Raw genomic sequence first — 15051 nt, forward strand, 5'->3', positions numbered from 1 at the left:
GAGTATAATTAATTCAAATGAATTAATCAATTGAAACAAAAGCACGGTGCGACTTATTTTCGTTTATGTTTAATTACGCATGGAATGGAAGATTGAGGTATATGGCAGGCTGTGCTATGATCATTCCATAATTTGCTAGAGCTATTAGTATACTTGATCAAAAGATAATGGCCTCTTGTTTAGTTAGCAAGAGGTCTTTTTGCTGTGAAGTAATTCCTATTTATAGATTGTTAAGGCTACATCTTAAATGAAAAATGGAACAATGTTGTAACGTGTTGCAAAGTGAGCAGGTTCCTGCCGATTCAAATGCTGATTACAACTATGATAACTGGAATCGGTGGAGCTGAAGTAGCTGCAGATCTGAATATTTCAGAAGTATATGTAAGGATGATTGATTAATCCCTGATCTTTTTCAATCCAAAATGATAAATAATTTATCTACCACAAAATAAACCTTGAGGGGATGTATCAGCATAATGAAGGCAATAGTATCTGGGGTCGCATTACTTGTTTCAATTTACATTATCGCTCAATTTAATTTGACGAATTCTCTTCTAATCAGTGTTTTGATTATTAGTCAACTTGTAACATTATTCTTTACGGCTTATCAAACCATAATCTCTACTCTTGGAATGTTGTGGAAACGTGGCACAGGATACTTGAATAATACGGTAGGGCGTAGGTATGCACTGGTTGTATGTGCTCATAATGAAGAGCAGGTTGTAGGTGACATCGTAAATAACCTACAGCAATTAGACTATCCTAGAGAGTTGTATGATATTTATGTCATTGCTGACAATTGCTCGGATAACACAGCGCGTATCGTTCGTGACTTGGGAGCCATTGCAATGGAACGTCATGACAAAACTAAAGTCGGTAAGGGTTACGGCATCGAGTGGTTTCTTGACAAGTTATGGGGATTAGAAGATGAAGGTAAACATTATGATGCTGTAGCTATTTTTGATGCAGACAATCTTGTTACAACAAACTTCTTAAAGCAAGTAAATGCAAAAATGGATGCCGATCATGAAGTAATCCAAGTCTATATTGACAGTAAGAATCCTAATGATACATGGATAACACGATCTTACGCTTTTTCTTATTGGGCAACAAGTAGGATTTATCAGTTAGCTCGAGAAAATATCGGTTTCAGTGCGCAACTAGGCGGTACAGGTATGGTCTTTAGTGCTTCGGTATTAAAGGAGATGGGGTGGGAGGCAAAGTCACTCACTGAGGATCTTGAGTTTACAGTTAAGTATCATTTAGAAAGAAATAAACGTGTAGCATGGTTGCATACGGCGAAAATTTATGACGAAAAGCCATTGAAATTCAAGCAGTCTTTTGCTCAGCGCATTCGATGGATGAAAGGGCATTTTGACTGTGCATTTCGTTATTTCAAGCCTTTAGTTAAAAACATAGTTAAAGGAAAGGGTTCACGCTTAGCTTCACTCGATATTTTGATTTACTTAATACAACCAACAAAGATCGTGTTAGCTACGAGTGGCTTTGGATTCTTTTTTTTATCTTTATTTGATCCTTTGCCAAACTACATACAAAAATATGTTTTGAACGTATGGTGGGCTATACTTATCCCTTATTATGCCCTACCATTTATAGGCCTTGTACTTGAAAAACAGGGTAAGAGAGCATGGTGGTTTATTCAGACATATTTATTCTCATTATCGTGGATTCCCATTGTAGTTTATTCCTTTTTCCGCAGGAATGAGAAAACATGGAATCCTACACAGCATACACGTTCAATGAGTATTGAAGAGGTGTTTAAAGAAGTTAGATAATGTTTTTAATAAGCTTTGTCTATTGTATTGAAACATCCTGGACGGATTGAATAGCTTGTTCAGGGATAGGTGGTGAGCTGGTAGAAGTGTATCTCCATAGCTCGGAATCGGATAATTATGTGAAGGGATATATAGACCGCAGCGGTACAATCTTATGGCCGCCTCATAATAAATTTTAGTAGTGGTTTCTTTCTTGTTTAAGTTTCAAATCTAAATACATACATGGGTAAAGAAACAGCTCTCCGTGAGCTGTTTCTTTTGTAATGCCTAATCAGATGAACTTAAAGATTGCAAATGAACTAAATTAGGGGATTATCTATACAACATCCCCCTTTCCTTGTCAATATGTGGTAAGTTGTAAAAGAAAGGAGACCTTTAAATGTTGAAAAAATTTATCGCAGCTTCTTTAATTGCCACAACAATAATACCAGCTACTGGAACTTTTGCAGCTGAAAGTACAAGTGATATTTCTAACGGAAAAGTAAAGTCTATAACAACATTCCTTGGAAATAGATATATGGATGGCGTATCCTGGGGACATTACAATCATATTAGATCATGGGAAACAATATACGATAATGGCACAAAAGTTGATTTCCGTAACAAGGGAAATATTAACTATACGATCAAACTTAGTGATTCCAATTACACTGCCACTTTCTTGGAAGAATTAAAGGTGTAAAATGGGAGAATTATCAGACAGCGGTAAAAAGGATGAACAAAAATGGGGAGTGGGTAGTTTATCACCCGTTTTCTCTATTTTAGGCACTTTAGTAGGTACCATTCAAACAAAATCATTGTCTCAACTAGAAACAAATTTTCAAGCATTTTCAAGTGTGAAAAGCTTATTAGGAATAGGATTGATTATCTTATCTTACATGTTAGCTAAAAATTATCCTAATCATAAATTTTCTGCAGTAGGAAAAAAAATCGCTATTTTTTTATTTTATGCTTTTATACTTATTATAAGTATTACAACATTATTTAATATATTGATTTCATAATTAAAAGGCTATTAGAGTAATTTCCAATAGCCACGTTTCGTGTCGGAGAACAAGAACTTATATTCATAGACGATTTGATGGCTGTGCAATGTTACTCGGCATCGGCAACCGATATAATGGCTGCCGCTTTTTCAACTAACAAGGAGAATAGGTTGATTAAGTTCACGAATCTGACTTAACATTTACCGGTATTCAGTCGATAAATATATTAGGTCAATAGGAATTATTCGACACAGGAGGGACAATATGGATTACTCAAAGTTAGGAAAACAATTTATAGGTGGGGAATGGAGAGATGGCAAGAGCGGTAAAACGCTGCCTGACATCAATCCTTATAATGATGAGGTTATCACGGCTTTTCAAATAGCCAGCGTTGCAGACATTGATGATGCTTATCAAGCTGCCTATAAAGCTAAGCTGGAATGGGACAAGGTTAACCCATACAATAAACGCGACATCCTTGAGAACGCTGTTAAATATATTGAAGCGCATGAGGAAGAGATTACGTCCATTATTATTCAAGAGCTGGGTGGAACACGGCTGAAGGCAGCATTTGAGATCGGTCTTGTGAAAAATATGATTAAGGAAGCGGCTACGTTCCCGCTTAGAATGGAGGGTAAGATTTTGCCTTCTACAGAGGATGGTAAGGAGAACCGTCTGTACCGGATCCCAGCCGGCGTGGTTGGGGTTATCAGTCCGTTTAACTTCCCTTTCTTCTTGTCTATGAAGTCAGTTGCTCCAGCGCTGGGTGCCGGCAATGGCGTGGTGCTGAAGCCGCATGAAGATTCACCCATTACGGGTGGAACTCTGATCGGCAAGATTTTCGAAGAAGCGGGTGTACCGAAGGGCCTATTGAATGTTGTGGTGACAGATATTAAGGAAATTGGCGATGCGTTCGTCGAGCATCCGATTCCAAGAATCATTTCCTTCACGGGTTCGACTAAGGTCGGAAGCTATATTGGCCAACTGGCAGTCAAGAACTTCAAAAAGCCGCTACTGGAGCTCGGCGGGAATAGCGCGTTCATTATCCTGGAGGATGCGGATATTGACTACGCGGTACAAGCTGCGACATTCAGCAGATTCACGCATCAAGGCCAGATCTGTATGTCGGCCAACCGGATTCTTGTACAGAAGACAATCTATCAGGATTTTGTAGATAAATACAGAGAGAAGGTCTCTACGCTTACAACAGGTGATCCGAGTGATCCGCAGACCATCATTGGACCAGTCATCAACAACCGTCAGGCAGAGACACTGCAGAAGCTGATTGAAAAAGGCATTGAGCAGGGTGCTGTTCCCCTGGTGCAAGGTAAGATTACCGGTAGAATGGTAGAGCCTACAGTCCTCGTAAATGTCAAACCGGATATGGTTGTAGCTCAAGAGGAGTTGTTCGGCCCGGTTGTGTGTATCATTCCGTTCGAAACGGAAGAGGAAGCCATTGAAATTGCCAACGATACGCGTTTTGGGCTTAGCGGGGCAATTCACACCTCCAATCTTGAGCGTGGTGTAGAAATAGCGAAGAAGGTCCACACTGGTATGATCCATGTGAACGATGTCACGATTAACGACGAGCCGATTGTAGCTTTTGGCGGAGAAAAGCAGTCCGGTTTGGGCCGTTTGAATGGGGAATGGAGCCTGGATGAGTTTACCACGATGAAGTGGATTTCGGTTAACTACGGACAAAGGAAATTCCCGTACTAAGGGCTGGGGGAGAAAGCATGAATAACGTGACTGAAGGGCAAACACAGCATGAGCTGATCAAAGCCTTTGTAAGGGTAGCTCCACTGCTGAAAAGTCTCACTAATGATGATATCACAGTTGGCATTTATGACACGGAGAAGCTGATCATCAACATTCCGGGCAATACCTTCTCGCTGAATGTCAGTCCGGGGGACCCGCTTATGGAGGGGGACATTGTAACAGATGCGATTAGGAATAATACAGCTTTATCGGCTGTCGTTCCGAAAGAGCTGTTTGGTTTTCCGCTTGCTGCACGCGCAATACCGCTGCATGACGAGCAGGGCAGGGTTATCGGTGGTGTAGGCATGGGTACAAGCCTCGAGAAAGCGAATAAGCTTTTTGAGATGGCCGAGAGCTTTTCCGCTATTGTCGAACAGACAACTGCGTCCATTGAAGATATCAGCCAATCCGTTTCTCACCTTACCGACCGTGTGACCGAAGTAACAAACCAAATGAAGGACGTTAGCTCCAGTGCGCAGCAGATCGGTAAGATTTCCACTGCTGTTAAGGAGATTTCGGATCAGAGTAACATGTTAGGGCTTAATGCTGCCATCGAAGCGGCAAGAGCAGGGGAAGTGGGAAGAGGCTTCTCAGTCGTTGCCGATGAGATTCGGAAGCTGGCGACGAGTTCTAAAGAGAATGTGGACCAGATTAATGGCATCACTAAGAATATTCAGGAGCTTTTGCTGGGGTTAAATCATGCTTTTTCTGATATTCACACTCTAACAGGTAGCCAGTCAGGGGCGATTCAGGAATTCACTGCAACGATCCAGGAGATTAGTATTAAAGCAGAGGAATTAGCGCAGGTTGCTGAAGAAACACTTTTTTTAAAAGAAAACAGTCAATAGGAAATCAGAATTTTCCTCTTATACTTTAGTCTTGTATACTGAGCAACAGGACTTGGAAGAAGAAATACAGCTATAATGTATTTCTTCTTTTTTTTTGATCTTTTATCTAGGGTTCATTTATAACGAGAATTGACATTGAAAAACCGACCGGGAAAGAATTGGTCAACGTTAATCCGATGAAGCGCTTTAGCCGTTCAGAGGTTACCAGCTATCTAGTCGCTTTCCAGCTGTAGGGATAAGCCTTAGTTTAGCTAAAATGAATTATTGTAGGGATAATTGTAACGATCATTTTCTTAATCACAGTACGCAGAGATTGCAGAGCAGCGCACGGCAGTGATTCTGCCGACTTTGAATATAATCCCTTAAGGGAAGAAGGGCTTTTAAACAAAGAGATGTTGTGCGCTTAGCAGGATAATTAATGCGCCAAATCCTATGGCTATTTTACCAGCAAATTTTATGTACCATATCCTCAAATCACTGAGTTCACTATCGTCTCCTATTCTTCTGAACCACCATGATTCAGGACGCTTAATGGCGTATATGCCAAGTGTAATTACTGCACTACCTAATAAAATTGAAATAATAAACGTGGATGAAGAAACTCCTTTAAAAAGAGTAGATATTCCTACCAGTGCAATAATCGACCCAATAAATATAGTTATTACTCCTCCGATTTGTGTTTTTACTAATTCGTCATCATCACGTACGACGTCATCAGGAATTCGCGAAAACAATCTGTACTAATCGGAATCAGGATTTCTGCATATATATAGTCCGATTACAATATGTACGATACCAAGTAGCATCCAAAACATTTGATCAACCCCTTAAAAAGACACTACGCAAGAATCGATATGAGGTTCCAGCATTAGGAGGTTTGATCTAGCTTAGAACAGATTTCAACTGCTCAATATCCTCTACTCCACCTTGAATATCGTTCTGCAGAATATCATCTTGTGTTAAATCAGGTTCCGATCTGGCTATTCTTCAAGAGAAATTCGGAGTGACTTACGGTAAGAAGTATTGATTAAAATGATGATTTAGAACAGTTATAAAAGTTGTCTTCCTTGTCCTATTCAGTGAAAATCAACAGCAAATTGCAGAGTATGTTCAAAAAAAGTTGTTGTTGCCACTTATGAATTGTCAGAAAAAGAGGCGCGCCGAAGTCTATAACATGAAAGCAATTATATTTTAGAAAGAGGGAAAACACATGTTATCTTACATTGGAAATGGCGCGTACTGCTACGCAAACTCTTTATCCATGCTTTTGGAGACGATTGGTGAGAAGGTGTCACCTGCATTACTCGAAGTGCTCTCTGGTGTAGGGATCGGGGCGACATGGATCGAGCAGCCAAAGTTGCTCTTTTTCGGAGAAATGATTCCAGATCGGGGTGTTAGCCATGCGCTCGAACTTCTTGGCTATGAATGGAAGGAGATATCAGGTGATGTAGAGGGTGAGCCGCCTTTAGAAGAATTACGGCGTGATTTGGAGTGTGGACCTGTTTTGCTCGGCCCCCTTGATATGGGGCATCTGACTTATAATCCAAACGCAGCGTATTTGGGTGGTTCCGATCATTTTGTACTCGCTTATAAGATTGATGACAATGCGATTTATCTACATGATCCCGCAGGATTCCCTTATGTAAGCTTGCCATTATCGGAGTTTGTTATAGCGTGGAAAGCTGAGTGCATCATTGATCGAGTCTTCTCTTATCATTATTGGGCAGCTCCTAAACGTAAGGACAGTCCGTCAGAGGATGAGATATTTGCGAATGCGGTTCGTTACTTTCAAAAAATCTATCAAACAAGTGCATCAGCTGCTCCTAACTCTGAAGTGTTATATGGAAATGAAGCGATCCTGCGCGTAGTAAAACGGATCAAGGAAGAAGAAGGGCTCATGCCAGCGGAAATTGCTCATTTCTCATATTTTGCTTTCCAACTAGGGGCGAGGAGAGCTATGGATTATGCTGAATTTTTCATCAAGGATGCTCCTGAATTTGCTGCGATCAAGGAGAAGCAGGCAAAACAATTCGGACGTTGTCACACTCTGATTGTGGAGAAAAATTTTCAAGCTCTCGCCGATGCCTTGTATGAGTTAGCTGAGATGGAAGAAAAATTTCGTCGAGTAATTTGTGAAAGTTAATTCAGTTTGTTTTTAAAAAACTCGCTCTTTCGTTGAATTGAACTGTGACCCACAAGAAGGACACTTTGAAAAAAGTGATCCTCTTTTGGGTCTTTTGTTTTTAAATAAGCGAAATGGATCTACTACGGTGTGGTGACTCTATTTTTTACTTATAAATACTTATTGAATTTTACATATTACTTATATATGCTTAAACCATAAATTCAAATGCTTAACTAAGGAGGGCACCCAGTGTGTTTCAAGAACATAGGTTATTGAAAATTCTTGATTACTTAAAGCAACATCAATCGATGAGCGTTGGGGAAATTTGCTCAATTTTTCAAGTATCCAGAGATACGGCGCGAAGAGATATTGTCAAGTTGGTTCAAGAAGGTGTCGTTGTTCGGACGCATGGAGGGGTAGCTCTTCCAGAACTTCAGAAGGAGCTCGCTTCCTATCAAGATCGTCTTATTGAGGAATCCACCAGCAAGAACGATATTGGTAAGCTTGGAGCCAAGCTGATTCGAGATCATGAGACGGTATTCTTGGACGTATCGACAACGGTCCAATTTGTCGCGGAACATATTCAGGCGAAACAGATTACTGCCGTTACACATTCCATTGATAATGTAGGCATTCTCTCCAAACGAGATGATTTGAGCATTTATGTGCTTGGGGGCTATCTGCATACCCAGAACCGCCTATTATACGGTCCTTCCGTCATCGATAAGATTAGTGAAATTCGAGCTGATAAGGCGTATATTGGGGCAACGTCTATTCAGCCAGACGGACTCTATTATCCCTATGAAGAAGATGTTCGTGTGAAGAAGGAAATGGCCAAGCAATCGGATCAAGTGATCCTTGTTGTGGATCATACGAAATTCGCATCAAAATCAAGATTTAAGTTGGATTTTGATTACGTGGATATTATCGTGACAGATCAGTCTATTTCCAGCGAGATGAGAGAAGTATTAGATCAGAAAAATATCACACTGATTGAATGTACAACAATTAATCCTAAGGACGGAGCTGAGTAGAGATGAACAACAAAATCATTCAACATGTCAACGTAGTGCTTCCACATCAAATACTACCTTCCGCTACAGTCTGGGTCACAGACGGGAAGATCGAGCGAATTGAGACGCAAGAAGCTCAGCAATTCGACGAGGGGTACGAACGGATAGATGGTAATGGGATGTGGCTCATTCCTGGGATGATAGATGTTCATATCCACGGAGCCAATGGCTACGATATGATGGATGGCACGGAGGCTAGTATTCAAGAGGTATCCCAAACATGTGCTACAACCGGATGCACGTCGTTCTTAGCGACATCCGTAAGTTCAACGATGGAAGATCTGCTGAACATGATTCGCTGCGTGAAATCGGTGATTGGTCGTGAGCAAGGGGCGAAGATCGCCGGCATTCACTTGGAAGGTCCCTATTTGAATCCGAAGCGTAAAGGGATGCAGAATGAGAAGTATCTTCGTCATCCTGATCTCGATGAAATGAAGCTTATTTTCCAGGAAGCCGGTTCACTCATTAAAATGGTGACGATTGCTCCGGAATTACCGGGAGGTTTAGAGCTAATTTCCTACTTAAAGGATCAAGGGGTTGTCATTGCCGTTGCGCACTCCGACGCCACGTATGAGGAAGCAAAGGAAGCATTTGGAGCAGGCGCGAGTCATGTTACACATTGCTTTAACGGAATGAGACCGATTCATCATCGAGACCCCGGTCTGATCGTTGCCGCATTCGAGGAACCGCATGTAAGTCTGCAAGCGATTGTCGACCAAGTCCATCTTCATCCTGCGATAATCCGCCTGATGCATCGCATCAAAGGGCCGGAAGGGATGGTACTGATTACAGACGCACTTCAAGCGATGGGACTGGGCGATGGAGAATACTTGTTTGGCGGCCACCATGTCACTGTATCCGAGGGGATTGCAAGGCTAGCGGACGGTACTTTGGCATCGAGCACGGTGACGATGAATGAAGCGTTACGATTAACCGTAGAGAATGGAATATCCTTGACAGATGCTGTACAGATGGCTTCGACATCGCCTGCTCGTATTCTAGGTTTGTCGAACAAAGGGAAGATGGAAATCGGCTACGACGCGGATTTCGTCCTCCTCAATGAGAAGTATGAAGTACAATGGACGATGATTGAGGGGCAATTGGTCTAATTCATACGCATATTACTATTAACGCGGAGTCTGATCAGAACATCGATTATTTCCTTGAAAACATAGCAACCGATTCTCATCACAATACTATGTACAATAAAGGAAGCTTTGACTCATAAACCTGAATACTTCTTCCAGTTAATGAATTCAATAAATAGATGAGTTAAAAAATCAACTTAGCAGTTTTATATAAGTTTAAATAATTACCATGCTTCAGACGATGTCAAAGCATGGTAATTATTTAACTTAAAAATGTTTATGGAAGTAAAAAGCTTACAAAGCATTCCTGAAGTTGTTATAAATAGAACTGGTAACTAAATCTCTTTTTAATCTATTGAACAACGGTGGGCTCTTTTTTCGCCATGATATGTTGGCAACAGGGTCTTTTTTGCATGTAACAATAGCGAGAAAAAAATATTCTTCACAAACCATGTTGACATTGTAGAACTACAGCTGTAGTATTGAGTCTTAACTACATCCGTAGTTTTAATAACCGAAAATCATAGGAGAGGAGTATTACACAATGAAAACAGCAACAAAAGTAGCAATCGCAACACTTAGCAGTATTTTATTACTGGGTTCTTCCGTAAACCTCGCAGCGGAGGCGGCACCCTCCCAGTCGGCGGCACAAAAAACCGCTGTTAAAAAAGCAGCCAAGTCTATATCTGCAGAGGAAAAAAAGTTTATCGAAAATGAGATCCAGAGAGTGAAGGAGCTGACCAAAGAGTCGGGTGATATGTATGTTTTGTATCATAAATACCCAAAGTTAAATAGCGGATTTGATATTAGCTATTGGGGAGTGACACATGAATTCACTACATACGAGGACTACTTGAAAAAAGCTTCAACTCTGAAGGGCTCCATTCTGCAGCAGCCTGCCAACCTGCCAAAGGGATATAAGTTTTTAACAGCGGTCATTGAAGGTCCGATCGAAGGAAAGTTCGTTGATGAAGTAAGGGCCGAAGGTAAGAAGAGCGGAAAGCCCATCTACATGAAAAAGATAGATTGGAAAGAGGCGGCAACCATCCGTCTTAAATATACGAACGGAAAAGACACGCTGGGCTTTTCTAAGTATACGGTAGACTCAAAGGGAGGCAAGAAGAAAGGTTTCTTTGACGATGAACTGCCGGCTCATATCTTTCCAAAATACGTTTTTTGGAATGATGGCGGCAAATTCGAATACAGTATTTCAATAACCTCATTGGATATGTCCAGGAAACAGAAGATCGAAATTCTGAAAGCAGCGGTGAAAAAATAACATTTTGCGCCAGCTACTACAGGTCTTGCGGACAGGCCCATACAGCTCTAGAAATAGGATTGCATGAGTTCTTTTGCAGATCAACATTCCCACAAGCGGTGCAAATATACTGCATGTAACTAAACCGAGAAAATTTTCTTCACAAAACATGTTGACATTATCAAACTACAATCGTAGCATTAACATAACTACATATGTAGTCTGATTGAATTGACTTTGGAGGTTTCATGCATGAATCAAATACCACCGATTACGGATGCAGAGCTGGAAATTATGCGCGTATTGTGGGCAAAGCCGGACTGCCCTTCCAGCGAGGTCGTAAAGCAAATGACGGATCGAATGGGGTGGAGCCCCAATACGACCCGGACGCTCCTTAGTCGTCTGGTGCAGAAGGAAGCAGCGGGTGCGAAACTGGAAAAGGGTTCGAAGCGCACCCAACTATTTTATCCTATCATCAGCGAGCAGGAGTATCTGCAGTCCGAAACCAAATCCTTCATGAAAAAACTTTATGGGGGAGCTTTAAAGCCGATGCTGGCCAACTTTTTGCAGGATAAAAAACTGAATGCGCAGGAAATCGAGGATCTAAAGGCTTTGTTTGACGAAAACCGCAGCGACGGGGAAGCAGCAAAGAGAGAGCCCTGATGAGTCCTACATTGCATGAAAATTTATTGTCGTTTTTCGGCTGGGTGATTCGCGGATCGTTCATGGCCTTCATCCTGATCGTACTTGTCCTGATCCTGCAATTTCTACTAAGAAACAAGATTGAAGCCAGATGGAAATATTGGCTTTGGCTTCCTGTGGGCATTCGTTTGCTGCTCCCTTGGGCCCCGGAATCTTCGTTTAGCCTATACAATGTTTTGTCTCTGGAGGCCATAGCGCCTGGTATTCATCAACAAACTCAAGTTTCACCGGTTTGGAAGGAAGCGGGGAGAATAAGCGAGGCGGTGGTTCATGTTGAGCGCTCATTAAACCCGGAAGCAAGCGGAACTTCGGAAGTACCTGCTCCATCCATTGAATTGGGACCCGTGCAGGAGAGCAGCTTTTGGTGGAGCGGGTTCAAGCAAATAGGCTTCACCAATATGCTGATGTCGGTTTGGCTTGCGGGCGTGCTGTTTCTTGCCGCGAGAACGGTATACGATCAGATTCGATTGAAACAAGCCTTGCGCGCGGGCCGAAATATGGATACGCCTTTTTTATCGGCAGTGTTTCGCGAGACGAAACAGCAATTAGGCGTGAAGCGAAAAGTGCAGTTTATGGCCAGCGAGCGAATTCCGGGACCTGCCGTGGTCGGTTTTAATAAGCCGGCGATCGTCATTTCGCCAAGTCTGCTCATCACGCTGCAAAAGGATCAACTCCAATATATTCTGGCGCATGAGTTCGCACATATTCAGCGGCGGGATGTGGCAGTGAACTGGTTGATGCATATCATCCTGATCATCCATTGGTTTAATCCGTTCTTATGGCTTGCCGTACATAAAGCAAGACAAGACCAGGAGATGGCCTGCGATGCATGCGTCTTGGATCGGATGAGCCCGCAGCAAAACAATGCATACGGACAAACGATCATCCATGTGTTGGAGCATTTTTCAGGAAACCAACACCAGCCGGGGCTTGCCGGCCTGTCAGCCACGCATAAACAAATGAAAAGGAGACTTAAGATGATTAAACATTTTCACAAAAAATCCTACCGCCTGTCCATTCTGGGGATGGGGATGATTCTCGCGCTTGGCAGCGTGACGTTGGTTAATGCAAAGGAAAGCGATGCAGGGAGCGTACCACAAAAAGCTTCAGTGCAATTGGAACAGGATTCAAAAGCTGCTGTGAATAATGAGCCGGATATTATCTATCCCGAGGGCGATATAGACCGCGAGCTCTACAAGAAAGAACTGGAAAAGGCCCGAAAAAAAGCAGAAGCAGCAGCCAAGGCTCTAACTCCAGAGGAAAAGAAGTATATCGAAGATGAGACCAATAGAGTGAAGAAACTAAGTAAAGAGACAGGTGATATGTACGTTCTGTATCATAAATATAAGGATCTTAACAGCGGACTCGACCTAAGTTATTGGGGAGGGATAGAAAAATTCTCTACTTACGAGGACTACTTGAAAAGAGCTTCCACCTTGGAAGGTTCCATCCTGAAGCAGCCCGCCAACCTGCCGGAGGTATATAAGTTTTCCAAAGCGAGAATTGAAGGTCCAACCGAAGGAAAGTTCCTTGATGAAGTAAGGGCCGAAGGTAAGAAGAGTGGAAAACCCATCTACGCGAAAAAGATAGACTGGAAAGAGGCGGCAACCATCCGTCTTGAATATACGAACGGGAAAGACACGCTGGCCATTTCTAAATATATGTTGGACTCAGAAGAAAGTAAGAAGAAAGGTTTCTTTGAGGATGACTTACCGGCGCATATCTATCCAAAATACGTTTTTTGGCATGAAGGCGGCTTTGAATACAGCATTTCAACCACATGGGATATGTCCAAGGAACAGAAGGTCGAAATTCTGAAAGAAGCGGTGCAGAAATAATATTTTGAGCAAGCTTGGTCTTGCGCGGGTTAACCCATGCACTCCTGGAAATAGGATTGCATGGGTTCTTTTGTTGATCATGATTTCTCCGAAAGCGCTGCGGTTAATTTTGCATGTAACAAAAATGAAAAAATTTTAACTGCCAAAATATTCAGCATAAAACATGTTGACATTACCAAACTACAATTATAGCATGGATATAACTACATACGTAGTCTGAGTAAATTGCCTTTGGAGGTTTCATGCATGAATCAAATACCACCCATTACGGATGCAGAACTGGAAATCATGCGCGTCTTATGGGCCAATCCGAATTGCCCTTCCAGTGAGGTCGTAAAACAAATGACGGATCTGATGGGGTGGAGCCCGAATACGACCCGGACGCTCCTCAGTCGTCTGGTGCAGAAGGAAGCGGCGGGTGCGAAGCTGGAAAAGGGTTCGAAGCGCATCCAACTATTTTATCCTATCATCAGCGAGCAGGAGTATCTGCGGTCCGAAACCAAATCCTTCATAAAAAAACTGTACGGCGGAGCATTAAAGCCGATGCTGGCTAATTTTTTGCAGGATAAAAAGCTGAATGCGCAGGAAATCGAGGATCTGAAGGCTTTATTTGACGAGAAGCGGAGCGACGGAGAACCAGAAAAAAGAGATACCTGATGACTCCATCATAGCATGCATGTTTATGGTCAGTTTTTGACTGGGTGATTCGCGCATCGTTCATGGCCGGCATCCTGATCGTGCTTGTCCTTAGCCTGCAATTTCTGCTGCGAAGCCATCCAATGACATCGAGCTTTCAGCAATCACTTGAGACATAGATTGTTTCACCTTCCAACTGGAATTAGCTTGAAGATCTCATTTACAGTAGTGAGACATATATCTTGGGGATTTGGATCAGTAAAGCATTCACTATGTATTTAAATTTCTTATCAATTGCTACTTTGGGAAACGCGTGAAAGCGATCGTAACATGAAAAAGGGCTAAGTCAAATATTTGACTTAGCCCTTTTTCAAATGTTGCGGAATGCATGCATCATCCAAGCTACACTTACTGATAACGCAACAAAAAAAACGGCTAACGCCGTTATTCACTTGTACGGTTTAGCGTACGTCTGATGGCTCATCCGCAACCTTAAGTTTATCGTTAAGCACATTATCCTCAAGCACGCTGAATTTGTCACCGTATACTTTTGTAATATGTTTTTCACCCCATGCACAGAGCAAATCCAGAATTCCGCTCAAACTCATGCCGTAATCGCTCAGCTCATATTCCACTTTTGGCGGTACCTGGTTATGGATAATGCGGTTGATCACACCATCTTCCTCCAGCTCCCGCAGCTGCTGAGTCAGCATTTTTTGCGTGATATGAGGCATGAGACGCTTCAACTCGCTTGTTCGTTTACGACCATGGGTCAGGTGACACAGGATCACACATTTCCACTTGCCTCCGATGACTTCCAATGTCGCTTCTACTGCTATGTTGTATTTCTTCGCCTGCATAAACATCCTCCCATTCTTATGGGCACTAAAAAGTACCTAGGGTACTGACAGGTGCCTACATTACAAAAAAGTACGTTCTTCAC

General features: G+C 42.2%; 14 protein-coding genes. 12 read left to right on the forward strand and 2 right to left on the reverse strand.

Annotated elements, in window-relative coordinates:
• The first annotated feature begins 476 nt into the window (after positions 1 to 476).
• From B9N86_RS13475 to B9N86_RS13495, 5 genes are all read left to right on the forward strand, one after another.
• Positions 477 to 1796 carry a glycosyltransferase family 2 protein gene (locus B9N86_RS13475; protein WP_208919731.1) on the forward strand — a complete coding sequence of 440 codons (1320 nt, stop codon included), beginning with the start codon at positions 477 to 479 and terminating at the stop codon, positions 1794 to 1796.
• Between the two features lie 379 nt (positions 1797 to 2175).
• Complete coding sequence (locus B9N86_RS13480) at positions 2176 to 2478, forward strand: hypothetical protein (RefSeq protein ID WP_208919732.1); 303 nt, start codon at positions 2176 to 2178, stop codon at positions 2476 to 2478.
• A gap of 1 nt (position 2479) precedes the next feature.
• Positions 2480 to 2800: a hypothetical protein gene (locus B9N86_RS13485; RefSeq protein ID WP_208919733.1), complete on the forward strand. Its 321-nt coding sequence runs from the start codon at positions 2480 to 2482 to the stop codon at positions 2798 to 2800.
• 246 nt (positions 2801 to 3046) lie between these two features.
• Positions 3047 to 4501 (forward strand): benzaldehyde dehydrogenase, encoded by a 1455-nt coding sequence (gene yfmT / locus B9N86_RS13490; protein WP_208919734.1) that lies wholly within the window; start codon positions 3047 to 3049, stop codon positions 4499 to 4501.
• A 17-nt stretch (positions 4502 to 4518) separates the two neighbouring features.
• Entirely contained in the window at positions 4519 to 5388 is an 870-nt protein-coding gene (locus B9N86_RS13495; RefSeq protein ID WP_208919735.1) for a methyl-accepting chemotaxis protein, read from the forward strand.
• Between the two features lie 380 nt (positions 5389 to 5768).
• On the opposite strand, the gene B9N86_RS13500 is transcribed toward B9N86_RS13495, so the two are convergent.
• The gene (locus B9N86_RS13500) at positions 5769 to 6122 is read right to left on the reverse strand and encodes a DUF6199 family natural product biosynthesis protein (RefSeq protein ID WP_244563075.1); all 354 of its coding nucleotides are present in this window, start codon (positions 6120 to 6122) and stop codon (positions 5769 to 5771) included.
• Positions 6123 to 6598: 476 nt separating this feature from the next.
• On the opposite strand from B9N86_RS13500, the gene B9N86_RS13505 reads away from it, so the two are divergent.
• From B9N86_RS13505 to B9N86_RS13535, 7 genes are all read left to right on the forward strand, one after another.
• A complete protein-coding gene (locus B9N86_RS13505) occupies positions 6599 to 7531 on the forward strand; it encodes a hypothetical protein (RefSeq protein WP_208919736.1) in 933 nt (310 codons plus the stop codon).
• Between the two features lie 233 nt (positions 7532 to 7764).
• Entirely contained in the window at positions 7765 to 8547 is a 783-nt protein-coding gene (locus B9N86_RS13510; protein WP_208919737.1) for a DeoR/GlpR family DNA-binding transcription regulator, read from the forward strand.
• 2 nt (positions 8548 to 8549) lie between these two features.
• Positions 8550 to 9695 carry an N-acetylglucosamine-6-phosphate deacetylase gene (gene nagA, locus B9N86_RS13515; protein WP_208919738.1) on the forward strand — a complete coding sequence of 382 codons (1146 nt, stop codon included), beginning with the start codon at positions 8550 to 8552 and terminating at the stop codon, positions 9693 to 9695.
• Positions 9696 to 10218: 523 nt separating this feature from the next.
• Positions 10219 to 10953, forward strand: coding sequence for a hypothetical protein (locus tag B9N86_RS13520; RefSeq protein ID WP_208919739.1), 735 nt, complete (start codon positions 10219 to 10221; stop codon positions 10951 to 10953).
• Between the two features lie 231 nt (positions 10954 to 11184).
• Positions 11185 to 11595 (forward strand): BlaI/MecI/CopY family transcriptional regulator, encoded by a 411-nt coding sequence (locus tag B9N86_RS13525; RefSeq protein ID WP_208919740.1) that lies wholly within the window; start codon positions 11185 to 11187, stop codon positions 11593 to 11595.
• Complete coding sequence (locus tag B9N86_RS13530; RefSeq protein ID WP_208919741.1) at positions 11595 to 13472, forward strand: M56 family metallopeptidase; 1878 nt, start codon at positions 11595 to 11597, stop codon at positions 13470 to 13472. Before B9N86_RS13525 ends, B9N86_RS13530 begins: the two co-directional genes overlap by 1 nt.
• 246 nt (positions 13473 to 13718) lie before the next feature.
• Positions 13719 to 14129 (forward strand): BlaI/MecI/CopY family transcriptional regulator, encoded by a 411-nt coding sequence (locus B9N86_RS13535; RefSeq protein ID WP_208919742.1) that lies wholly within the window; start codon positions 13719 to 13721, stop codon positions 14127 to 14129.
• A 440-nt stretch (positions 14130 to 14569) separates the two neighbouring features.
• Here the strand turns inward: B9N86_RS13535 and B9N86_RS13540 are convergent, their stop codons facing one another.
• Positions 14570 to 14968: a winged helix-turn-helix transcriptional regulator gene (locus tag B9N86_RS13540; RefSeq protein WP_208919743.1), complete on the reverse strand. Its 399-nt coding sequence runs from the start codon at positions 14966 to 14968 to the stop codon at positions 14570 to 14572.
• Positions 14969 to 15051: the final 83 nt, after the last annotated feature.

This window comes from Paenibacillus uliginis N3/975 (genome assembly GCF_900177425.1).
Taxonomy (GTDB): Bacteria; Bacillota; Bacilli; order Paenibacillales; family Paenibacillaceae; genus Paenibacillus_AQ; species Paenibacillus_AQ uliginis.